General features: G+C 42.0%; 25 protein-coding genes. 21 read left to right on the top strand and 4 right to left on the bottom strand.

What is annotated here, in order from left to right; translation table 11 throughout:
* Positions 1-136: 136 nt before the first annotated feature.
* The 4 genes from VIM89_RS07835 to yihA all read right to left on the bottom strand — a co-directional run bounded on the left by VIM89_RS07835 (position 137) and on the right by yihA (position 3276).
* Complete coding sequence (locus VIM89_RS07835) at positions 137-742, bottom strand: Crp/Fnr family transcriptional regulator (protein WP_488155592.1); 606 nt, start codon at positions 740-742, stop codon at positions 137-139.
* Between the two features lie 19 nt (positions 743-761).
* Positions 762-1592: a transglutaminase domain-containing protein gene (locus VIM89_RS07830; protein ID WP_488155591.1), complete on the bottom strand. Its 831-nt coding sequence runs from the start codon at positions 1590-1592 to the stop codon at positions 762-764.
* A 151-nt stretch (positions 1593-1743) separates the two neighbouring features.
* On the bottom strand, positions 1744-2598 hold the full coding sequence (locus tag VIM89_RS07825; RefSeq protein ID WP_488155590.1) for a UbiA-like polyprenyltransferase: 855 nt from the start codon (positions 2596-2598) through the stop codon (positions 1744-1746).
* 60 nt (positions 2599-2658) lie between these two features.
* Positions 2659-3276 carry a ribosome biogenesis GTP-binding protein YihA/YsxC gene (gene yihA, locus VIM89_RS07820; RefSeq protein WP_488155589.1) on the bottom strand — a complete coding sequence of 206 codons (618 nt, stop codon included), beginning with the start codon at positions 3274-3276 and terminating at the stop codon, positions 2659-2661.
* Between the two features lie 225 nt (positions 3277-3501).
* On the opposite strand from yihA, the gene VIM89_RS07815 reads away from it, so the two are divergent.
* The 21 genes from VIM89_RS07815 to VIM89_RS07715 all read left to right on the top strand — a co-directional run bounded on the left by VIM89_RS07815 (position 3502) and on the right by VIM89_RS07715 (position 24086).
* Positions 3502-3990 (top strand): VOC family protein, encoded by a 489-nt coding sequence (locus VIM89_RS07815; RefSeq protein WP_488155588.1) that lies wholly within the window; start codon positions 3502-3504, stop codon positions 3988-3990.
* Positions 3991-4141: 151 nt separating this feature from the next.
* Positions 4142-4873 carry a bifunctional demethylmenaquinone methyltransferase/2-methoxy-6-polyprenyl-1,4-benzoquinol methylase UbiE gene (gene ubiE, locus VIM89_RS07810; RefSeq protein WP_488155587.1) on the top strand — a complete coding sequence of 244 codons (732 nt, stop codon included), beginning with the start codon at positions 4142-4144 and terminating at the stop codon, positions 4871-4873.
* Positions 4874-4983: 110 nt separating this feature from the next.
* Positions 4984-5718 (top strand): type IX secretion/gliding motility protein PorT/SprT, encoded by a 735-nt coding sequence (gene porT, locus VIM89_RS07805; protein WP_488155586.1) that lies wholly within the window; start codon positions 4984-4986, stop codon positions 5716-5718.
* Positions 5719-5843: 125 nt separating this feature from the next.
* Positions 5844-6602, top strand: a complete 759-nt coding sequence (locus VIM89_RS07800) for an SDR family oxidoreductase (protein ID WP_488155585.1) — start codon at positions 5844-5846, stop codon at positions 6600-6602.
* Positions 6603-7064: 462 nt separating this feature from the next.
* Positions 7065-7514 (top strand): GatB/YqeY domain-containing protein, encoded by a 450-nt coding sequence (locus VIM89_RS07795; protein WP_488155584.1) that lies wholly within the window; start codon positions 7065-7067, stop codon positions 7512-7514.
* A gap of 108 nt (positions 7515-7622) precedes the next feature.
* Positions 7623-8390 (top strand): alpha/beta fold hydrolase, encoded by a 768-nt coding sequence (locus VIM89_RS07790; protein ID WP_488155583.1) that lies wholly within the window; start codon positions 7623-7625, stop codon positions 8388-8390.
* Between the two features lie 5 nt (positions 8391-8395).
* The gene (locus tag VIM89_RS07785) at positions 8396-9058 is read left to right on the top strand and encodes a CBS domain-containing protein (protein ID WP_488155582.1); all 663 of its coding nucleotides are present in this window, start codon (positions 8396-8398) and stop codon (positions 9056-9058) included.
* Between the two features lie 87 nt (positions 9059-9145).
* Positions 9146-10033: an NAD kinase gene (locus VIM89_RS07780; RefSeq protein ID WP_488155581.1), complete on the top strand. Its 888-nt coding sequence runs from the start codon at positions 9146-9148 to the stop codon at positions 10031-10033.
* A gap of 9 nt (positions 10034-10042) precedes the next feature.
* Complete coding sequence (gene porG, locus VIM89_RS07775; protein ID WP_488155580.1) at positions 10043-10834, top strand: type IX secretion system protein PorG; 792 nt, start codon at positions 10043-10045, stop codon at positions 10832-10834.
* Between the two features lie 314 nt (positions 10835-11148).
* A complete protein-coding gene (locus VIM89_RS07770; protein WP_488155579.1) occupies positions 11149-11670 on the top strand; it encodes an ExbD/TolR family protein in 522 nt (173 codons plus the stop codon).
* Between the two features lie 211 nt (positions 11671-11881).
* Positions 11882-12622, top strand: coding sequence for an undecaprenyl pyrophosphate synthase (uppS, locus tag VIM89_RS07765; RefSeq protein ID WP_488155578.1), 741 nt, complete (start codon positions 11882-11884; stop codon positions 12620-12622).
* A 63-nt stretch (positions 12623-12685) separates the two neighbouring features.
* Entirely contained in the window at positions 12686-15244 is a 2559-nt protein-coding gene (gene bamA, locus VIM89_RS07760) for an outer membrane protein assembly factor BamA (RefSeq protein WP_488155577.1), read from the top strand.
* A 6-nt stretch (positions 15245-15250) separates the two neighbouring features.
* Positions 15251-15781, top strand: coding sequence for an OmpH/Skp family outer membrane protein (locus tag VIM89_RS07755; protein ID WP_488155576.1), 531 nt, complete (start codon positions 15251-15253; stop codon positions 15779-15781).
* Between the two features lie 50 nt (positions 15782-15831).
* Positions 15832-16344, top strand: a complete 513-nt coding sequence (locus VIM89_RS07750; protein WP_488155575.1) for an OmpH/Skp family outer membrane protein — start codon at positions 15832-15834, stop codon at positions 16342-16344.
* Positions 16345-16410: 66 nt separating this feature from the next.
* Positions 16411-17241 carry a glutamate racemase gene (gene murI / locus VIM89_RS07745; RefSeq protein WP_488155574.1) on the top strand — a complete coding sequence of 277 codons (831 nt, stop codon included), beginning with the start codon at positions 16411-16413 and terminating at the stop codon, positions 17239-17241.
* 201 nt (positions 17242-17442) lie between these two features.
* Positions 17443-18513: an NADH-quinone oxidoreductase subunit NuoH gene (gene nuoH, locus VIM89_RS07740; protein ID WP_488155573.1), complete on the top strand. Its 1071-nt coding sequence runs from the start codon at positions 17443-17445 to the stop codon at positions 18511-18513.
* Positions 18514-18647: 134 nt separating this feature from the next.
* Complete coding sequence (locus VIM89_RS07735; RefSeq protein WP_488155572.1) at positions 18648-19235, top strand: 4Fe-4S dicluster domain-containing protein; 588 nt, start codon at positions 18648-18650, stop codon at positions 19233-19235.
* Positions 19232-19780, top strand: a complete 549-nt coding sequence (locus VIM89_RS07730) for an NADH-quinone oxidoreductase subunit J family protein (RefSeq protein WP_488155571.1) — start codon at positions 19232-19234, stop codon at positions 19778-19780. Before VIM89_RS07735 ends, VIM89_RS07730 begins: the two co-directional genes overlap by 4 nt.
* Positions 19777-20082 (top strand): NADH-quinone oxidoreductase subunit NuoK, encoded by a 306-nt coding sequence (gene nuoK / locus VIM89_RS07725; protein WP_488155570.1) that lies wholly within the window; start codon positions 19777-19779, stop codon positions 20080-20082. The genes VIM89_RS07730 and nuoK overlap by 4 nt, the downstream gene beginning before the upstream one ends.
* A gap of 201 nt (positions 20083-20283) precedes the next feature.
* Positions 20284-22317 carry an NADH-quinone oxidoreductase subunit 5 family protein gene (locus VIM89_RS07720; protein ID WP_488155569.1) on the top strand — a complete coding sequence of 678 codons (2034 nt, stop codon included), beginning with the start codon at positions 20284-20286 and terminating at the stop codon, positions 22315-22317.
* Between the two features lie 164 nt (positions 22318-22481).
* Positions 22482-24086, top strand: a complete 1605-nt coding sequence (locus VIM89_RS07715; RefSeq protein ID WP_488155568.1) for a complex I subunit 4 family protein — start codon at positions 22482-22484, stop codon at positions 24084-24086.

Below are 24086 nucleotides of genomic sequence, written 5' to 3'. Positions count from 1 at the left end.
CAAAGGTACCGGGGCCGTGTTATCTAAAACGTTAACAAAAGATAAGAAAATAGAAGATGTCGGAAGTCGGATTTGGGATTTCGGATTTATCTCATTTGGTAAAATAATTCCGAAATCGAAATTCCGAAATCCGAAATCAACGAACTGTTTCCAATATTCTCTTCCTGATCCTAGATAGCGAAACAGGCGTAATACCGAGATAGTTGGCGATATAATGCTGTGGCATGCGTTGTAGGATCTCGCGACCGGTGTTCAGAAGCTCCAAATAGCGCTCCTCTGGTGTTTGGGTTACAAAGGCCGTAACACGGTCCTCATTGCAAATTAAATAGTGCTCGGCGATTAGTCGCCCAAAACGCTCCATTTTATAGGCCAGCATCGGGTCGTTCAGCATTTCATCCATGTCGTTCCTGGTAAAGGTGATGAGTAAGGAATCTTCCAATGCCTGTACATACACATGACCAGGTAAACCCGTAAGATAACTTTTATAGGAGCTTAAAAACTCATTCTCAAAACTGAAGTAACCGGTGATATCTTCGCCGTCTTTGATTTGAAAATAGCGCACTGAACCTTTTACAATGAAGCCTACCTTGTTGCAAACTTTCCCGGACTCAGCGAAATAATGCTTCTTCTTTAGTTTAGCAAAGCTCAAGTGTTGGCTGAACAGTATCCATTCGGCTTCGTTAAAATCGATGTATCTTTTCAAGTGTTCCCGAAAGATATTCAGAGCAGTAGATGAATCCATTGCATTAATTTGTAATGAGTTACTCCGGTAATTTCCAGAATAATTCAGGATTATTGGTTCTGTAATTTACCACATTCATTTTAAGATAGTTACTATATTTTTCATATTTATCAGGTTTTTGCGTTGAAAAATCCAGCGGCAAAAGGTGTATATAAATGATGGTGTCGTGTTTGCCATGTGATTCATAATCATATTCACTGCGGACCGGGCAATAAAGCTGATACAAATTTTTAGCCATGTAGTAATTCAAATAAAATGATTTTTCTGTTGATGTTCTGTGGTTCCAGTTAGCATCCGGGTTTACCACCAAAGGCTGATTGTCAATTATCCTTTGCCGCACCTCGGCTATGCTGAGCAGATTGCCGGCATCATCCATCACATAGGCATCGTTAGTTGGATCAAGCCATATCCATTTCTTTTTTGAGGATAAATAAACCATATTGATTACATGTGAATCATTATCAATTTTCAAACTATCTTTTGGGAAACAATACACCTTTCTTGAATGCCATCCCATCGCCAGGAAGCAATCATTTAGTACAGATGCCAGTTCACCACACGAAACCCCTATGTTTCTCGCCCGGGTCACTTTTATTATTTCATCCGCGTTTTCCTGGTCTATGCCGCTTTCATGTTGTCCATCGTGATGAACATTATTGTGTACCCAATGCAAAAGGTTAATAAGCCTTGATGTTTCATTTCCAAAGCCCGCTACTGAGTCAAGCTTGAACTTTTCCCGCAATGCAACTAACTGAGGGTCATGTGGAGATTCATAAGTGAACGGTGGTAACGGGCGTTGGTCGCCGGTATCATATTTTGATGCCCGTTTTAGAATGGACACGTAATCCATATTTTGCTGGCAGAGGCCCGGCAAACAGATTAGCACAAATAGAGCTATTAGAAAATTTATCCTAATGGACATAAGGTTAGACTTTTGGTCAGCAATAACGACAAAAGCTAAATTATAATATTAACCGACCAACTCCAAAGTAAATCCGATGTCACTTGATCCAAAGCCTGTCAATCAGGAAGAACACCGCAAATACCACACTTGCAATCCCATTGGTAGTCATAAAGGCGAAATTGACCCGGCTCAGATCGTTTGGTTTAACTAACCTGTGCTGATAGATCAGCATTGAACAGAAAAAAACGATACCGATATAATAAGGCCAGCTCACATGTGTAAACAACGTTGGCAAAATGATAAAGGCTGCTGAAAAGATATGCAGCACTGTCGACAGTCTTAATGCATTTACCTTGCCCAACCATGCAGGGATAGAGTGCAGGCTTTCATTTCGATCAAAATCCTCATCCTGCAAAGCATAGATGATATCGAAACCGCTTACCCAGCATAATACCGATAACGAAAAGAAGATAGGCAATAGAGCAAATTGCCCCGTCACTACCAAATAAGCACCAATAGGAGCGAGAGATAATCCTAAGCCTAACACCAGGTGACAAAGTGCAGTAAATCGTTTAGTAGCACTATAACCTAAAACTACCAATAAAGCTACCGGAGAAAGAAAAAAGCAAAGCTTGTTGATAAACCAGGTTGCAGTGATAAACAGTGCACAATTGACCAATGTAAAGGTAAGTGCTCCAGCAGGAGTGATTCGTCCTGCCGGGATATCACGTTTTTGTGTTCTTGGATTTTTGGCATCAATGTTCCTGTCGAGGTAACGATTGAATGCCATAGCCGAGTTACGGGCAAATACCATGCACAATATCATTAACAACAATTTCAGCCAGTCAAAATGAGCTGAAGTGGTGGTTACTGCCAAAAAGAAGCCAATAAAGGCAAATGGCATGGCAAATATGGTGTGCGCAAAAGTGACCAGGGATAAATACTTTTTCATAATTAATATTAATTCCCCTATCGAGAGGGGCAGGGGTGTGTTCTACAATATGCTATTCATTTACAATTTGTATTCCGGTACCACAAAACTTCCATTCACTTCATCAATAAAACCCAACACTTCGTCGCGCCCGCTTTGTGTTTCGGATGACGTGGCAAATATAGGCGGAACTTCTTCAAATGTTGCCAGTAATGCTTTTTTGAATTTGGCTATATTTTGATCCGTTTTGATGGACGATTGTTTATCTGCTTTGGTAAATACCAGCACGAAGGATAATCCCTTTTCACCAAGCCAGTTGCAAAACTCAATGTCGATCTTTTGCGGCTCCAGGCGACTGTCGATCAGTACCATTACACATTGCAGGCTTTCACGCTTGTCGAGGTAAGTACGGATAAACTTGTTCCAGTCTTCCTTTTTGTTTTTGGAAATACGCGCATAACCATAGCCCGGCAGATCGACAATATACCAATTGTCATTTATCAGAAAATGGTTTATCAACTGCGTTTTGCCAGGGGTCTGAGAAGTTTTTGCCAATCCCTTTTTGCCCGTCAGCATATTGATAAGTGATGACTTCCCCACATTGGATCGCCCTATGAAGGCATATTCAGGTTTTATCGGCGGTGGCAATTTGGATACCTGTGTATTACTACAAATGAATTCGGCAGATTTTACAATCATGGTGCAAAGGTAGTGATTGTTAGTTAATCGGTTATCAGTGATCGGTTAACCGGTGACTAGTAATCGGTTAACCAGTTATCAGTGACTTGTTAAACAATATGCTCGTCTGATCTCCGATTAACCGGTAACTGATCACTAAAATACGTGTTTAAACATTTATTTTAATATCGCGTGACATTTTTCCCGTTGTTTATCAGCAACTTTGTATAACATTCAAAGAAGAAAATGGAAAATTATACTATACCCGCGAATACCCGAATCGGTCATGTGCATTTAAAAGTGAGTGATTTGCAACGTGCCCTTGATTTTTATTGCGGATTGCTTGGTTTTGAATTGATCACTATGTATGGTAACCAGGCGGCATTTATTTCGGCAGGAGGGTATCATCATCATATCGGACTCAATACATGGTATAGTAAAGGGCAGCCACCTGCGCCGGCAAGCGCACCCGGGTTATTTCATACCGCAATATTATATCCTGAGCGTAAGGACCTGGCTATAGCAGTTCAACGACTTATCGATGCCAAATATCCGCTTAGCGGTGCATCCGATCATGGGGTATCAGAAGCAATTTATTTGGATGACCCTGATGGAAACGGCGTAGAGTTATATTGGGATAGGCCGTGTGAGGAATGGCCAAGGGATGAGAATGGTGAGATAACCATGTTTACTGATGCACTTGATATGAATGGGTTGTTAGCGTTAGCGAAATGAACACGATTATGAGGATTTAAAAGATTGCCAGGATTATTCCCGTGTAGAGACCAATGCATTGCGTCTCTACTGCATTATAGCTAACTATTACAACTAATACAACCACTACAACCTCTCCAACCAATCAACCAAACAACTATCTTTGCCCGCGATGAGCAAAACTGTAATCCCTTATACTGAAGAGCAGGGCACCAAAAAAGAACAGGTGGCCGATATGTTCAACAATATCTCCAAAACTTATGATTTTCTGAATCATTTTATGTCGCTGGGTATTGATATAATCTGGCGCAAAAAGGCTATCAATGAATTGAAGAAAGATCAACCTAAACTGATATTGGATGTGGCTACGGGTACAGGTGATTTTGCTTTCGAGGCCCTGAAAATATTAAAGCCTGAAAAGATTGTCGGGGTAGATATTTCACGCGGTATGCTCGATGTAGCCGAAGATAAAATAGCCAAACGCAACTTAAGCGATCAATTTGAGGTAAAACTGGGTGATTCGGAAAAGCTGCCTTTTTCTGACAACGGATTCGATGCGGTTACTGTGGCTTATGGCGTGCGTAACTTCGAGAACCTGGAGAAGGGTTTGGCAGATATTTTGCGTGTACTGAAGCCGGGCGGTAAAGCGGTGGTGCTGGAGTTTTCAAAACCAAAGGCGTTCCCCATAAAACAGTTGTATAATTTTTATTTCAACTATATTACGCCTGGTATCGGCAAGCTCTTTTCGAAAGATTCAAGGGCTTATTCTTATCTGCCCGAATCGGTAGCTGCATTCCCTGATGGGAAGAATTTTACCGGACTGATGGATAAGGTAGGTTTTAAATATACCAAATGCAGGCCGTTAGCGTTTGGTATCTGTTCAATATACACGGGCGTTAAGTAATAGCCTGTTAATGTCGAATATCGAATTTTGAATATCGAACGTCGAATTTTACTTTGTCATTCAATATTGGGCATTCGGTGTTCGATATTAAATTGAGGCAGCAATTGCGTATGAATAAAACCAGGTACCTAATCATTATTTTTATTCTTTTCTGCGGACAAACGCTCTTTGCCCAGCGCGCGCCTGCGTGGGGTGGTAATGCCGACCAGGAAGATTATAGTTTCGGGTTTACCTTTCAGTACATCAACAGTTATTTCAAGATCGATAAAAAGACTAACTGGCGCGATCCTTATTTTGACCAGGATTTAAACAAATACACTACTTCGCCACTCACGGCAATCGGCTCTAATGGATCGCCGGGTTTTGCGGTGAGCTTTTTGTTTCGCTACCGCATTGACGAACATCTCGAGGCCAGGACTACTCCGGGATTGGTTTTTGCAGACAGGTCAGCTTATTATACTTTTACGGATGCATCTCAGGATGTGACCAAGCCCGTTCAGGCGACAATGGTGGAGTTCCCGGTGTCGATTAAATTAAAATCAGACAGGGTTGACAATTACCGGGCTTATATCATGGCCGGAGTAAAGTATTCGGAAGGTATTGGTGTTAAAAGAAATCAACCTAATATCGATCCTGTTTCTGCCTTGCTGACCAACAAAAGCGGCTTCGGATCATACGAAGTAGGTCTTGGAATGGATATTTATTTCGAATATTTTAAAATGACACCTGAGATAAAACTATCCAACTCAATGGGTAATTTGCTGAACCGTGAAAACACCCCTTACGCTAACCCGATCGACAAACTTTCGCTACACATCGTGACTTTTAGTTTGTGTTTTGAATAATCTGATAATCAGGTGTTAGTATCTCTAAATTAATCCAAATTTTAACAATTTTCCGACGTTTCCGTCAGCCTGATTTTCCCACTTTTTAAAATATTTAGCTACCTTAGTCAACGATTTACTTACCTATGTCAAAAATCACATTAATAACCGGTGCCACCGCAGGGATCGGTGAGGCCTGTGCTCATGTTTTTGCCCGCGAACGATACGATGTAATCATTACCGGCCGTCGTGCGGACCGTCTTGAAAAGTTAGCCCAGCAGCTTAAAAAGGAATACAATGTGAAAGTATTTACATTGGAATTTGATGTGCGCGACCGCGAAGAAGTGATCACTAAACTGGAAGCCTTGCCGGAAGAATGGAAAAAGATAAACGTGCTGGTGAACAATGCAGGTTTGAGCCAGGGACTTGATCCGATACAGGACGGCAGTTACGAGGATTGGGAAACCATGATCGATACCAATATCAAAGGATTGTTGTATGTAACCAAAGTCGTATCAAACTGGATGATCAGCAATGCCTTTGGACACATTGTTAATCTTGGGTCGATAGCGGGTAAGGAAGTTTATCCAAACGGAAACGTGTATTGCGCCAGCAAGCACGCTGTTGATGCTTTAAATAAAGGTATGCGGATTGATCTTTTACCTTACGGAATAAAAGTTACCGCGGTGCACCCGGGCGCTGTAGAAACAGAATTTTCAGAAGTCCGCTTTAAAGGCGATAAAGCCAGAGCGAAAAAGGTATATGATGGTTTTGAACCACTCGTAGCAAAAGACATTGCCGAAACGATCTGGTTTGTGGTATCACGCCCGCCACATGTCAATATCAACGAACTGACCATTATGCCTACTGCCCAGGCAAATGCGGTGAATATTTACAGGAAGTAGTGGATGTGCAGATGAGTGGATGTGCGAATGTGCAAATGAGTAGATGTGCAAATGTGCCGATAGTAAAAACATATCACGCCAAGTTTGGAACACGTATATACAAAATCAAAAATCATCTGCACATCTACTCATTTGCACATCTGCACATTGTTAGCTGCCTGTAAAAATATCTTAAAAAGATTTAACCAATCTTAAAAATCAAGTGTCATAAACGCCCTGTTATTACATTTGCTGCGTGTATTTTAATTAAAAATACTAAAATCAATTTTGGTTTTTGGGCTAATCCTAACACGCAACTATTGGAAAATAAGTTTTTTATTTACTAATATTGGGGGAATTCAATAGTGGTTGGAAAGGTTGTAGCAGTTGTATTGGTTAGAATGGGGAAAGTTAACCAGGCCAATCAACAATTTAACAACTCACTCAATCACTAATTCACTCATTCACTAATTATAAACAGAGATGTCGCTTACAACTCAAATAGACCAGGAAATAAAGCAGGCCATGCTGGGCAAACAGGAAGCCAGGCTGCGTGGATTACGTGCTATTAAATCAGCATTGCTGCTGGCGCGTACAGAAAAAGGAGCTTCTGAGGAGATATCGCAGGAAACTGAGATCAAAGTGTTGCAAAAGCTGATCAAGCAACGTAAAGAATCAGCAGATATCTATAAGGCGCAGAACCGCGAAGATCTTTATAAAATAGAGGCTGAAGAGATGGAAGTGATCGAGGGATTTTTGCCTAAACAAATGGATCGTGGCGAGATAGAAACTTATTTGAGGGATCTGATCAACCGTGTAGGTGCTACGTCCGTAAAAGATATGGGTAAAGTGATGGGCACGGCCAATAAGGAATTGGCAGGAAAGGCGGATGGCAAAACGATATCGGAAGTTGTAAAACAATTATTGGGATAATTTAATCTGTATAATTGTTGCAACTCAATTTCAATAAGCTATTTTTATAGCGAATAAAAGCCCTGATGATTTAGGGTATTGTTTAAAAACTAACTTTTATACACATATATGGATTTCGTGCTTAAAGAGGAACATGGCTTTAGTTACATCGATGAGGGCGAAGGGGAAGTATTGCTGTTGCTGCACGGCCTGATGGGGGCATTGAGCAACTGGGATGCTGTGATAAGAGATTTTAGCAAGGAATACCGTGTTGTAATACCTATACTGCCAATTTACGATCTGCCGTTGCTTACCACAGGGGTAAAAACACTGGCCAAGCATGTGCACCGTTTTGTCACGCACATGGGCCTTACCGATGTTACTTTGCTGGGCAACTCGCTGGGCGGCCACGTTGGACTGATCTATTGTATCAATCATCCGGAAGTGGTGAAAGCACTGGTGCTTACCGGTAGCTCGGGCTTATATGAGAATGCTTTCGGGGGATCTTTTCCACGCCGCGAGAGCTATGACTTTGTAAAAGAAAAAGTAGAGTACACTTTTTATGACCCCAAGGTAGCAACCAAAGAACTGGTCGACGACGTATTTCAAACAATCAATGACCGCAACCGTGTGATCAGGATTTTGGCGATGGCGAAATCGGCCATCCGTCATAATATGGCAAAAGATTTGCACAAGATTAATATCCCTGTAGCGCTGATATGGGGTAAAAATGATAAAATAACACCTCCGGAAGTAGCAACAGAGTTTAATCAGCTGTTGCCAAATTCGGAGCTGTACTGGATAGACCACTGCGGGCACGCACCAATGATGGAGCACCCCGAAGAGTTTAACAGGCTGTTAAAAACGTTTTTAGAGAAACATAAAATAAAGGTTTAACCATTATGCTTGCAATTGAGCTGATATCCGATAGCATTCCGCCGGCGCATACTTCTGATCCCATTCAGAAGGTGATGGAACGGATGCTGGAATTCCGCATCAGGCATCTGCCGATTGTAAATGAGCAGCAGTTTCTCGGTCTTATTTCCGATTCTGATCTGATAGAAGAAGGCGATTACCAGGCATCGATAGGTTCGCTGGCATTATCGCTGATTAACCCTTACGTGCTGGAAGATCAGCACATTTACGATGTGATCCGCCTGTTTTATGAGCAGCAATTAACGATTGTGCCGGTACTGGATGCCAAAAAGAATTACCTGGGACTAATCTCTATCAACACCCTGACAGAATATTTTGCCAAGCTGACTTCTGTTTCAGACCCCGGTGGTATCATCGTGCTCGAGATCAGCAATAAAAATAACTCGCTGGCCCATATGGCGCAGATCGTTGAGTCGGACAATGCACAGATCCTGAGTTCTTATGTGCGTACATTCCCCGATTCGACCCGCATGGAGGTAACGCTCAAAGTAAATAAAGTGGATATTTCGGCAATTGTTGCCACATTTATGCGCTACGAATACGAGATCAAAGCCACCTTCAACCACATCGACGATAACGATAATTCAAAAGATCGCTACGATTCATTGATGAATTACCTTAATTTGTAAATTATTAGATAATGGTTCATAGATCATGGATCATAGTAATACTATAAATCGTTGCTATGAACAATGAACCATCAACTATGAACAAAAATGAAAATAGCAATCTACGGCAGGCCATTTAATGATATTTCGGTACTACCTTACATTCAGCAGGTATTTGATGTGCTTAATCAATACCAGGTTGAAATCTACCTTCATAAACAGCTTGCCGATTTCCTGGAGGGAAAAATAAAAGAAGTCAAATATGAGGTTTTAAAGGATCAGAAGTTTTTACGCAAGAACATCGACGTGCTCATCACTTTGGGCGGTGATGGTACCTTGCTGGATATGGTAACCCTGATACACGATTCAGGTACGCCGGTTATCGGTATCAACTTCGGGCGTTTGGGCTTCCTGGCCAGTGTCAATAAAAATGATATTGCTGCCGCTATTTATGCCGTAGTAAATAAAGACTTTACCCTGGATAGCCGCGAACTGCTCGAGATCGACTGCGAAGGAAAGGAAAATATATTCGGCTGCGACAATTTTGCGTTGAATGATATCACCATTCACAAACGTGACGATTCGGCGATGATCACTACGCACGCTTTCCTGGATGATGAGTTCCTGAACACTTACTGGGGCGATGGTATTATCATATCAACTTCAACCGGGTCGACAGCTTATTCGCTGAGCTGTGGCGGCCCTATCATTTTCCCGCAATCCAATAGTATTGTTGTAACTCCTATATCACCTCATAACCTAAATGTAAGGCCCATCGTATTACCCGACAGCAGCGTACTTGCGTTTGATGTAGAGTGCCGCAGCGCCAATTATTTGGTATCATGCGACTCGAGAACTATCATCATTGATAAATCAATGAAGTTCTATCTCCGCAAGGCTGGTTTTAAATTAAATCTGATCAGGCTAAGTAATGAAAGTTATTTATCCACGTTAAGGAACAAATTGTTGTGGGGATTGGATGCCCGCAATTATTAATTTTGATGGATGCCCAAATTTGTAAGCTTTTTACTCCTTTTATTTATATCCATTAATCTCAGCGCCCAGCAAACCTGGGAGGTGGGCATTTTTGGTGGAGGTGCAGCTTATATGGGCGACCTTAACCCAAATAATCCTTTAAAAATAAGTGGCGGTTCCATAGGTGTTTTTGTGCAACGAAATTTTGACGGTTATTTATCTGCCAAGTTAAATTATACTTTTGGTCAGATCAGCGGAGCCGATAGTGAATCACCTAACGCACAGCAGCGATTGCGCAATCTTAGCTTCACAACCCAATTAAATGAACTGAGCCTGATGGGGGAGTTCAATTTCTTCAAGTATGTCCCCGAAGTTGGACAAAACCGGTGGACGCCTTTTGTTTTCCTGGGTGTTGGGGTAGTGGGCTACAATCCGCAGGCAGTATACCAGGGGGAAAAATATGACCTGCGCCCGCTGAGAACGGAAGGCGAATCAAAACCTTATCCAAATTTAGCGCCCACATTCCCTTATGGAGTAGGATTTAAATACAATTTCTCCGGTAAACTGAACCTGATTCTCGATCTAGGCTACCGCAATCCATCTACCGACTATCTGGACGATGTTTCCGGAAATTATCCCAATCCGGCCAATTTGCCAAACAATACATCAAGAGCCCTTTCTGACCGTTCAGGAGAAGTAAACGGAGGTGTCAACATCGGTACGCCCGGCACCCAGCGTGGCGACCTGCGCCCTAAGGATACCTATATGTTCTTTGGAATAGGTATTTCTTATACGTTTATTTCTTCTAAGTGCTATTATTAGGAAGTACCCTTCTGAATTTACAAATTTTGTCATTTCGAACGAACAGGCAGGACAAGAGCGGTCGTGTGAGGAGAAATCTTATACAAGCGGCTCTCAGACTTTGCAAGGTGTATAAGATTTCTTACCCGTACCCATCAATGGCCTATCCAGCGGGGTCGAAATGACATTTGGATTTTTTGGATTATTTTAAATTTTTAGATAATTATTCCTTTAAATTTCTTTTTAACAAAATTATATTTTGTATATTTGATTATATCAAAACAAAATATTTTGATATACCAATTAACCGAATATTTACCTACAAACTTAAAGTAATGGCCGAATTAACCACCTCCGGAAAATCGGGCAGAAGAGGAAGCAGCCGCATGCCGGCTCCCCGCATCGATCTTACTGCCATGGTTGATCTTGCATTCCTGCTGATCACCTTTTTTATCATGACCACCACGCTGGCCAAACCCAAGGCTATGGATTTAGCCATGCCTGTGAAGGGCGGCCCTCCTGGTGCAGTATCTGAGCTAAATACAATGAGTGTTTGTCTTGGAAAAGACAACAAAGTGATGTGGTATATAGGCATGCCTGAAAAACCAATAACTGCTCCGCAATTAGTCAATTTTAGTAAAACAGGACTGCGTGCAGCCCTTATTGCCAAAAGCAAGGAAATAATGCAAACAATACATAAACCAATATTCGTGATTTTAAAACCAAGTGATCACTCCGATTATGCAAACTTCATTGCAGCCTTAGATGAGTTCAATATCACAGGTGTCCAATCATACGCTGTTGCAGATATCACCCCTAAAGATATAGATATGCTCAAACAGCAAGGGGCTTTCTAACCTGACCTTGTCGCAACCGCACTGCCGCCGGCTTTCTATCTGATTGTCCGGCGGTTTGCTTTTATAAAGTACGTTTCCAGGTTCATTAAGCGTAATTTTTCTGTCAATTTTTCTTTTTTGAGGGATACTAAAAAAGTACAAAGTAAGTTTTACCTTTGTACCCTGAAAAAAATGGCATAAGTTGTTGAAAGCTTGCTGAAACACGGATTAAATGGGATATAAGGATCAGATTGATTTATTAAGATTACCTCAGCATATAGCTATCATTATGGATGGCAATGGGCGTTGGGCTAAAGGGAAAGGCAAACTAAGGGTATTTGGCCACCGCAACGGCGTGCAGTCTGTTCGCGATGTGGTTGAAGGCGCTGCTGAGTTGGGTATCAAATACATCACCTTATATACTTTCTCTTCTGAGAACTGGAACCGTCCCAAACTCGAGGTTTCGGCTATCATGGAGTTGATGATCGCCACCATTCATAAAGAGATCAACAACTTTATGAAGAATGGCATCCGCTTAAATGCTATCGGTGATCTGAAGATGCTTCCTGAAAAAGCGTATGCTGAGCTTACCGGTGCCATTAAAAAGACATCTGAAAATACCGGTATCACATTAACACTGGCATTGAGCTATAGTTCGCGCCGGGAGATTGTACAGGCAGCAAAGAATATTGCAGAGAAGGTGCAGAGGGGTGAGTTGAACGTAGCCGACATTGACGAAGAAACATTTGAGAATAATTTATATACTAAGGATATGCCCGACCCTGAACTGATGATCAGGACAAGCGGGGAATACCGGATAAGTAACTATTTATTATGGCAAATAGCATATGCTGAACTGTATTTTACACCAAAACTGTGGCCTGATTTCAGGCGCGAAGACCTGTTTGAGGCCATTATTGATTTTCAAAAACGGGAGCGCCGTTTTGGTATGATCAGCGAGCAGCTTAACTAAATTTTTACTTTTAACACTTTTTAACAACTGTATAAATTATTTTTAGCCCACTAAAATATTCGGATGAATAAACTTCTTTTTACTATTCTTTTTGCCATAATAAGCACTGTTACACTTGCCCAGGTTAACCAACAACGACCGTCTCTGCAAAAGTCAATACCCGCAGACAGTTTGAGTTACCTGAACCCAAGAGATTATATAATAGGGGGCATCACGGTTAGCGGTACCAAATACCTGGATAAGGATGTATTGGTGCAGATATCAAAATTAAGCAAAGGCGACAGGATCAATTTACCGGGCGAGCAAAATGCTGCCGTGGTTAAAAGAATGTATGACCAGGGGCTTTTTGACGACGTACAGTTATACATCACTAAAATCAATCTCGATACTGTTTACCTTGAGATAGCAGTTACCGAGCGTCCGCGTTTATCACGTTTGCATATTACCGGTATCCGGAAAGGTGAGGTTGAGGACCTGCAAAAGAAATTAAGCGATAAGAACTCGAAGATCGTAAACGAAAACCTGTTAAGTACCACAACTGCTATCATTAAAAAACACTTTAATGAGAAAGGCTTTCTGAATACTACTGTTACTATTAAACAGCGTAAAGACCCGGGAGATGCCAATAGTGTGATATTGGATGTTGCCGTGGATAAGAAGCAAAAGGTCAGGATCAACAAAGTAACATTTGAAGGAAACACTGCCTTCTCAAGCAAAAAACTGAGAAAATACCTGAAGAAAACCCGCGAACGCAGATGGTATAACCTGTTTGGTTCGAGGAAATTCCTGCAGGAAAAATACGATGACGATAAGCAGAACCTGATAGAAAAAATGCAGGACAAAGGCTATCGTGATGCGGAGATAGTAAAGGACTCTGTGTGGAAGAATGATGACAAAACAGTAAACGTTAAAATAAAGGTATTTGAAGGTCACAAATATTACTTCGGTAATATTAAATGGTCAGGCAATGCGCGTTATCCGGATGAATTGCTGAATAAGTTGCTCCGTATTAAAAAGGGTGATGTATTTAGCGAAGAAGAACTGAATAAGCGTTTGCAGGGCCCTACACCTAATAATGATGACGTTTCTACACTGTATCTTGACGGTGGCTACCTTACTTATAACGCTGACCCGGTTCAGACAAAAATCTATAATGATACTGTCGATCTGGATATCAGGATATATGAAGGCCCGCAATATACCATCAACCGTGTAGATGTAAAGGGTAACGATGTAACCAACGATAAAGTGGTTCGACGTGAGATCAGGGTGAAACCGGGTCAGAAGTTCAATAAAGAGTTGTTGATCCGCAGTACACGTGAAATTGGTCAGCTGGGTAACTTTGATGAGCAAAAGACCGAACCGAAGCCGACAAACATTAATCCGGCTGACGGAACAGTGGATATTATCTTCAACGTGGTTGAAAAACCATCAGACCAGATAGAATTATCAGGTGGTTTTGGTGGCGGACAAATAGTAGGTACGCTGGGTTTGACCTTCAACAACTTCTCGCTTAAAAATATTTTCCACTTTAAAGATTATAAACCTCTTCCAAAAGGCGATGGCCAGAAGTTGAGTATCCGTGGCCAGTCGAGTGGTCGTACCTATCAGAACTATTCGTTCACCTTCTCTGAGCCATGGCTGGGTGGTAAAAAACCAATATTCTTTGCATTATCGGCTTATACCCAGTTAAGCTCAACAGGGCAATATTATGCAAAAACCGACCCGAATTATAACAATCTGCGCATTAATGGTATTGGTGTAACGTTGGGTAAAAGGTTGAATTGGCCGGATAACTATTTCCAGATCAACTACTCGTTGAACTTTGACCACTATAACCTGGATAACTATCCCGGCTATATATTTACTAACGGTACTTCCTATAACATTAAATTGACGCAGGAAATTACCCGTAATTCATTGGATGCGCCGATATTCCCGACACAAGGGTCGAATATTAAGTTTACCGTTCAAGGCACGCCACCATATTCATTATGGAACGGTGTAAACTATAAAATAGCTACTCCTGAAGAGATGTACCATTTTGTGGAGTACTACAAAGTAAAATGGGATGCACAATGGTTTCAGAAAATCATTGGTAAACTGGTGCTGATGTCGCAGGTAAGATTTGGTTTCCTGGGCGAATACAATTCATTCGTACCGGCTTCTCCTTTTGAACGTTTCAAATTGGGCGGCGATGGTATGCAGAGCTACCAGTTTTTGCAGGGTAGCGATATCATCGGGTTAAGAGGATATCAAAATTTCTCTATTGTTCCGATAGGCTCCGATATAAAGCAGTATAACGAAAATACCAACCCGGGTAGTACCATTTACAATAAGTATACATTCGAGTTACGTCATCCGGTTATTGCCAGCCAGTCGGCAACTATATTCGTATTGGCATTTGCTGAAGGCGGTAACGTATGGAATAACTTTGATCAATTTAATCCGTTTAACGTAAGACGCTCAGTAGGTATTGGAGCGAGAATATTTTTGCCTATTTTTGGTTTGCTTGGCCTGGATTATGGATATGGATTCGACAAGATCCCCGGGATACCGGATGCAAACAGAGGACAATTCCATTTCTCGATCTCTCAGAGCCTGAGCGGAGGATTTAATTAAAATTATATGAAGAAAATAATTTTATTATTAGTTCTTACGTTTACAGCGTTTACAAGTACATTTGCGCAGCGTTTTGCGTTTGTTGATTCAGATTATATTCTGAAACATGTACCTGAATATGCCGCTGCACAGAAGCAATTGGCTGCATTGTCAGAACAATGGCAAAAGGACGTAGATACACGGTCGCAGGAGATTGATCGTTTATACAAAGCATATGAGGCCGACCAGGTTTTGCTGACGGCTGATATGAAAAAGCGGCGCGAGGCTGAGATATCTGATAAAGAAAAGTCGGTTAAAGAGTTTCAACGTCAGAAATTTGGCCCGGATGGTGAGTTGGCAAAAAAGAGCACTGCCCTGATAAAACCCATCCAGGACAGGATAACAAAAGCCATACAGGAAGTAGCTGAAGGAGAGGATTTGGATATGATATTTGACAAAAACAGCGAAGTGATTATGCTATATGCTAATCCGAGGTATGATAAGAGCGCAGACGTGATAACAAAACTGGGATTAAAGCCCGGTGTGTTTGCGCGATAAATGAATTTTAGAAGATAAAATAAACTATTATTAAACACAGAACAGTAAAAATGAAAAAACTATTAAAGGTTGCTTTAATCGCGGTATGTATTGTATTTGCCGGAAACCTGGCTAAAGCACAAAGTAAAATTGGCTATGTAGCGGTGGACCAGATTGTTGATCAGATGCCAGAAACTAAAGCTGCGATTACAACTATTACAGCATACAATAAGCAGTTTATCGATCAATTGACTACGATGAATAACGAGTTGCAGTCAAAAGGCCAGGCTTACCAGGCACAACGCGCTACCATGACTGATGCTATCCGTACTGCAAAAGAAAGTGAGCTGAACGATTTGCAAAAACGTTTCCAGGATTACCAAAATACAGCACAACAGCAGGTACAAGCTAAACAGGCTGAATTGGGTAAACCGATCATTGAAAAAGTAAGAGCTGCGGTTGCACAGGTAGCTAAAGAAAAAGGCTATACTTATGTTATCAACTCATCACAAACTGACCTGGTTGTATCGCCTCCGGGTGATGACCTGGCTGCAGAAGTGAAAGCTAAATTAGGTTTAAAATAAATTAATTTATAGGTCATTTTACAGAAGCGTCCCGAATTTTCGGGACGCTTTTTTTATTTTAGCGCTGTGTTAAACAAGCAACCTATAGGCATTTTTGATTCCGGGTATGGCGGTCTTACCGTTTTCCGTTCAATTGCCGATCAGCTTCCTGATTATGATTACATCTATTTAGGCGACAATGCGCGCGCGCCATATGGCAATCGGTCATTCAATACCATTCATGAATATACCTGGGAGTGTGTGCAAATGCTGTTTAACATGGGATGCCCGCTGATCATACTCGCTTGCAATACTGCCTCAGCAAAGGCGCTGCGCACTATTCAGCAACGTGACCTGATTAATGAAGATCCTGCTAAAAGGGTTCTTGGCGTTATCCGCCCTACTGCCGAAGTGATCGGAAATTATACTCAAACCAAACAAATTGGAGTATTAGGAACAAAAGGTACCATACAATCAGAGTCCTACCTGATCGAGATTAATAACTTTTTCTCTGATGTAAAAGTGCACCAGCAAGCCTGCCCGCTTTGGGTACCACTAGTTGAGAATGGTGAGCACAATCAGCCAGGCGCAGATTACTTCGTAAAAAAATACCTCGACCAGGTGCTGGCAAAATCAGATCAGATAGATACGCTATTATTGGCCTGTACGCATTACCCTTTGTTACAGGAAAAGATAAGCGCCTATTTGCCTGAACATATCAAAGTAGTTCCCCAAGGTGATATTGTAGCGGCAAGTTTAAAGGATTACCTGAACCGTCATCCCGAAATGGAGCAAAAGTTAACCAAAGGCGGCACAAGACAATTTTTCACTACTTCAGATGACACCGATGATTTTGATCACCATGCTTCCATGTTCTTTTCTGAGCAGGTAAAATCAAAATATATACCATTGAAATAGGTTAGAACGTGTGTGTTCACGCGCACCGTGAACGCTCGTGAACAGTGATTTGATCTTTGGTGACAAATCTGTGTCACCTCCTTTACTTTATATTTTCAATATCTTTAGATATAAATTCTATCAACTTAATAGAACTTATCAAACTTAGTGGACTAAAAATTGCATAGCATTTAGTAAGTTTGCAACCGAAGCCACAGATCATTGAACTTTTATATTAAATACCTTATTATCGCTGTCGGCCTGTTCGCTTTCTCAGGCTTCTTTGCACTTTTCGGCGTTTATGCCGAAAGGAAGGTATCAGCGTTCATACAGGACCGGCTGGGCCCTACCGAAACAGGAAAATTCGGAGTACTCCAAACCGTTGCCGACGTAATTAAGCTATTGATTAAGGAATCCATCATTCCTGCTGCTGCCGATAAGCTATTATTCATGCTGGCCCCGGCAATCATATTTATAGCGGTATACCTGGGTTTTGCCGCTATTCCATGGGCGCCAGGCATTGCGCCATCCAACCTTAATCTTGGCTTATATTATATTTTTGCCATACTTTCCATCGAGACATTAGGTATCCTGATGGCAGGTTGGGGATCAAATAATAAATATTCCATTTTAGGAGCCATGCGCTCAGCAGCGCAGATCATCTCTTACGAGATACCTGCAGGCTTTGCCATCATTGCCGTGATTATGATCGCGCAAACCATGAACCTGCAAACGATATCCGTTCAGCAGGGAATACTGTCATCAGAAAAAGCAACCTTTTTAGGTATCTGGGATGTATCGCATAATGGCGGTATACTGGCCTGGAATATTTTCAGGGCGCCGCATTTGATCATAGCATTTGTGATCTATTTCATCGCCTCATTGGCTGAAAGTAACCGCGCACCTTTTGATATTCCGGAGGCAGAATCGGAACTGGTCGCCGGTTTCCATACCGAATTTACCGGGATGCGTTTTGCTTTTGTTTTTTTGGCAGAGTATTCGATGATGTTCCTGGTATCAATGGTAGCAGTGATCCTGTTTCTCGGAGCCTGGAATACACCTTTGCCAAACATAGGCAGCGTACGCTTAGCCGATTGGACAACAGGAGCAGCCTGGGGGATATTCTGGACGGTACTGAAAGTATTAGCATTAGTCGGCGTACAAATGTGGATACGTTGGACATTACCCAGATTGCGCGTCGATCAGCTGATGAACCTATGCTGGAAGGTATTAACACCCCTTGCATTTGTATGCATGCTGGTATCAGGCATATGGCGCTTGTGGGTAATGTGAGGGTTAGTTAAGTGGTTGGATTAAGTTGATTGAGTTGAATGGTTAAAGAATTAAATCATGATAATCCTTTAATCAAGAGAATCATGGTTCAAACAATTAGAGTTTAAAATTTAGAACTTAGGATTTAAGATTTAGTGTTTAGAAATTTCATCAACGGTTTTAAAACAGCATGGAAAGGTTTAACCCTTACCATCAGGCACCTTTTTGCGTCAAACGCGAAGAGGAAAATAACACCGGTGAGCAATGATAACTATTTCAAAAGCCTTGAAGGAACTAACACCATACAATACCCAAAACAGCAATTACCGGTACCCGAAGTGGGACGTTATCAATTGGAAGTAGAGATTGATGACTGTATCGTATGCGACCTTTGCGCTAAAATATGCCCGGTTGATTGCATCGACATCGAATCGATAAAGGCCACTGAAGCTTACGGACAGACATCCGATGGATCACCCAAACGTATTTACGCAGCTAAGTTCGATATCGACATGGCCAAATGCATGTATTGCGGCTTGTGTACCATTGTATGCCCTACAGAATGCATCATCATGACCAATCAGTACGACAGAACTGTATTTGAACTGAAAGATCTAACCTACGAGTTCTCCGACATGACTCCCGAAGACGCAGCCGAAAAACGCCTGTTACTGGATAAACAAATAGCCGAACGCCAGGCTGCCAAATTGGCCGCCATGAACAAAAAGGAGGGCGAAGCATGACGATGGTAAAAACGCTCTTCTACCTGATGGGCTTTATTACTTTAGCTTCGGCATTGTTTGTCGCGGCAAGTAAGAACCTGGTTCGCAGTGTATTTATGTTTTTCGTTACGCTTTTATCACTGGCAGGTTTATATGTACTGGCATTGGCAGATTTCGTTGCAATAACCCAAATTGTGATCTACGTAGGTGGTATCCTTGTGCTGATCCTGTTTGCCTTTATGTTATCCGGCAAAGAAACATTAGCCAATTTGCAGCAACAGAATGACCGTTTTATCAGTATAAGCAAGCTGTCCGCGCTATTGCTGGCAGTATTGTTCTTTATTGTGCTGATCAATATCCTGTTCAAAACGGATATCAATAATTTACAATGGGTAAATAGGGCCGTGTCCTACAAAATAGATATTAAACCCGATAGCCCGATGACCAGCAATATCGGCATCAACCTGATGACCACCTACCTGCTGCCTTTTGAAGCTATATCCATTTTGTTGATGATGGCTTTGGTAGGCGCGGCACATTTATCGCGAAAGGAGAAAAACGCATGATCGGTTTATCAGATTTTCTCATAGTAAGTGCCGGGTTGTTTTGTGTGGGATTATATATCATACTCACCAAACGTAATGCGATACAGGTGCTCATCGGCATAGAAATGATGCTTAACGCCGCCATATTAAACCTGGTAGCCTTCGGTAAATACGACCGCTTAAACAATGGCGGACAAATGTTTGCCCTGTTTGCAATCGTACTTGCCGCCGCCACAACCGCGGTTGCATTGGCCATTATATTAAACGTTTATAAAAAATATAAAACCATCGATCCGAACGAAATACACGAATTAAAGGACTAAAAATGCGCTCTGATCTAAAATATAAAATGATAGAACTACCCTCATGTCATTGCGAGGCGCAAGGCGGACGGTGCGTGCCGCGCAACGAAGCAATCGCATGCTATACAGAGAGAACATGCATAGTTTGCGATTGCTTCTTCACCCCACAGGCCGTTCATCGCAATGACATGAATTTATTGATATAGATACTAAAAACTAACATTGGAAAACTTTTTACAGTCAATAGATACATTAACCATACGATTTGCACTTGCCGCAGTATTGCTGCCATTGCTTGCCTTTGTGGTGAATATTTGTTTGCCAGGTAAAAAGAATAAAGCAGCAGGTTGGATATCCACGCTGGCTATCCTGATAAGTGCTATACTATCAGTATTTGTATTCTTAAAAGTCTGGAACCAGCACCAGGTACATCAGCAACAACTATGGTTTACAATTGGTGAGACTAAACTATATGCAGGCGTTCTGCTGAACAATCTCTCGGTTTTAATGCTGTTACTGGTTTCGCTCATTGCCTTGCCGGTGCATATCTACTCAACAGCTTACATGAAGCACGATGAGAACGGCAAACGCTACTTTGCTTACCTCAGCTTCTTTTGTTTCAGCATGCTGGCGCTTGTGGTGATCGATAGCCTGATCCTTTTTTATATTTTCTGGGAACTGGTCGGGTTTTCATCTTATCTGCTCATTGGCTTCTGGTATACACGCTCTAAAGCTGTTTTGGCTAACAAAAAGGCTTTTATTATGAACAGGATAGGGGACATCGGGCTGCTGGCTGCCATAGCCATCCTGTTTACCGTTTATCATACTTTTGATATCGATCAACTATTTGGCACTAACGCTTTGGTACGATCGACAGTATTTGAATTGCCAGGAGGATGGCAATACGTAGCTTTCGGAGGGATTGCGTTAGCAGTTGCGGCTAAATCAGCACAATTTCCATTACATACCTGGCTGCCTGACGCGATGGAAGGACCGACGTCGGTATCTGCACTCATTCACGCAGCAACCATGGTGGCTGCAGGGGTATTTTTATTGGGCCGTGTTTATCCGGTATTTACAGAGTTAGAGTTAAACATCCTTGCCATAATCGGTGCATTTACTGCTTTTATGGCAGCAACCATCGCGCTCACTCAAAACGACTTGAAACGGATCCTTGCTTATTCAACCATATCGCAATTGGGTTTTATGGTGATGGCTATGGGTATAGGTGCTTACTCGTCATCGCTGTTTCATTTGGCAACACATGCATTCTTTAAGTGCCTGTTATTCCTGGTAGCAGGTATTGTTATACACGAAATGCAGCATGTAAAAGATGAATATAAGCTCGATATCGATCCGCAAAATATATTGTACATGGGCGGCCTGCGAAAGAAAATGCCGCTTACTTTCATCGCCGCATTGGTAGGAGGACTGGCCCTGATCGGGTTTGTTTTCACATCAGGGTATCTGTCTAAAGATGGTATTTTGATCCAGTCCTTCGAGTGGGCCGAAAGAAAGCCATTGTTATTCCAGTTAATACCCATAAGTGCGATCATCGCCAGCTTCATGACGGCCTTTTATGTAACCCGACTTATCGTAAAAGTATTCTTTGGAGAATTTAAACTGGCAGAGATCAACCCGCACATCAAATTACACGTAAGTGATGGTGGATGGCAGTATAAACTGCCGTTGGTATTTCTGTCGATCTGCTGTTTGTTTCCTGTGTTCTCGTTAAATCCGGTTTTATACGAACATGCCTGGCTGCTCAACGGGTTCCCTAAAATAACCGGGCTCGACAGGGTAAATATTTATCATACCATTATCCCTGTCGGGGTGAATATCCTGAGCTTATTTATCATTTACTGGGCTTATGCAGTATATATAATGGAGAAAGCTTTGCCGTTCCCCGAAGGCGGCTGGCTTTTCAGGTTGTCCTATCGCGAATGGTATATCGATAAGATTTACAGTAAGATAATTGTTGGTCCGGTACTCGCTTTAGGCAATTTAGCACGCTGGTTCGACATCAATATTATCGACGGTTTTATACATTTGCTGGAACGAATTGGCATCGGCTTTTCAAAAATTGCAGACTGGATCGATCGCAATATTATCGATGGCTTTTTGCACCTGGTAGCTTCCATCGTGCTGGGCATCGGCAATTTTGCACGAAGTTTCCAGGGAGGAAGAGTGCAATACTATCTGTTCAGTATGCTGGCAATCATACTGGCTATATTTTTATTTAAAACGCTTTTTTAGAATAGATATGAGACTTGAGATATGAGATGTGAGATTTTAGATATGAGATTCATTGAGAGCTTAAGGCATAAAGCTGAAAGCAAAAAGATATCTATGGAGGTGAAAAACTCACTATTCACTATTCACCATTCACCACTCACTACTCACCACTCACCACTCAACTGATGAACATATTATCACTACTGATCTTTACCCCGCTGCTGTTTGGCCTCATTATCATTCTGATGCCGTCAGACTGGCGTTTCAGTTTTAAATATATCACGCTGCTGGCTACTTTGATTCAGTTAGGTCTAAGCATTGCTATGTACCTGCAATTTAAATCAGGACCAGAACATGCAGGTGTTAACGCTGAGGGTAGTTTCCAGTTTGTTCAAAAAGTACATTGGATCAGCCTCAACCTGGGCTCCTTAGGCAAAATGCAAATCGATTATTTTGTTGGTATCGATGGTATTTCCATTGCTATGGTGGTGATGAGTTCGGTTGTGATGGTAATTGCCGCTTTAGCTTCCTGGGAGATACAAAGTAACCTGAAAGGCTTCTTTAGTTTATTCCTGTTGCTTAATACTGCCGTTATCGGCGTGTTCTGCGCGCTTGATTTCTTCCTGTTCTACATATTTTATGAACTGATGTTGTTGCCGCTTTACTTCCTGATAGGCATGTGGGGCGGCGCACGGCGCGAGTATGCAGCTATCAAATTCTTCTTGTATACGCTCTTCGGTTCGGTGTTTATGCTGCTGGTAATGATCGGGCTTTACTTATCTGTAAAAGATCCGGTAACAGGAGACCATACTTTTAACATCATCCAGATGATGAACCCGGCCAACTACGATTCTGGTTCTGTATTCTCAGTCCTTGCTCACAAAACCCTATTAGGAATGCCTGCGCGCACTGTAGGTTTTGTAGTGCTGTTCGTAGCCTTTGCAATTAAAGTACCGGTGGTGCCATTGCATACCTGGTTGCCCGATGCACACGTAGAAGCGCCTACGCCTGTTTCTATTATACTGGCGGGTATCCTGTTAAAGATCGGCGGATATGGTATCATTCGTATTTGTGTCGGCATTTTTCCTGAGATCGCGGTATCCGGAGCCTATTGGCTTGGGTTGTTAGGCGTGATCTCCATACTTTACGGTGCATTAAACGCTCTTGCTCAACGTGACTTAAAACGACTGATCGCTTATTCTTCAGTCTCCCACATGGGTTTTGTGTTATTGGGTATTGCTTCATTAACATCAGAGGGAATCAGCGGGGCAGTGATGCAGATGGTAAGCCACGGCTTTTTATCAACCATGCTGTTCTTCCTTGTTGGTGTGGTATACAATCGTGTTCACGATAGGGATATTTATCATTTCCGGGGCTTAGGTTCCTTAATGCCGCGATATACGACTTTCGTTATGATTGCCTTCTTTGCGTCATTGGGTCTGCCGGGATTTTCTGCTTTCGTAGGTGAGGCATTCTCACTGATCGGCGCATTTAAGTCGCCATCAGTAAATGGAGCTTTGCCTTACTGGATGGCTGTGTGCGGTTCAGTAGGTATACTATTGGGAGCAGCCTATTTTCTATGGACGCTTCAGCGAATGTTCTTCGGATCGTTAACCCTAAAAGGTGGCGAGATTTGGAAAAGTGCATTGAATGATCTGAATACCCGGGAAATATTTTCACTATTTCCATTAGCACTGCTGGCATTGGTTTTAGGTGTGATGCCTTCACTGGTGTTCGATAAAGTAAATGATTCGGTATTAGCTTTGGTGCACTTTATAGGAATGAAATAA

This window comes from Mucilaginibacter sp., from assembly GCF_036568825.1.
GTDB lineage: Bacteria > Bacteroidota > Bacteroidia > Sphingobacteriales > Sphingobacteriaceae > Mucilaginibacter.
The sequence above is the reverse complement of the archived record's forward strand: the minus strand, read 5'-3'. Positions and strand labels throughout refer to the sequence as shown.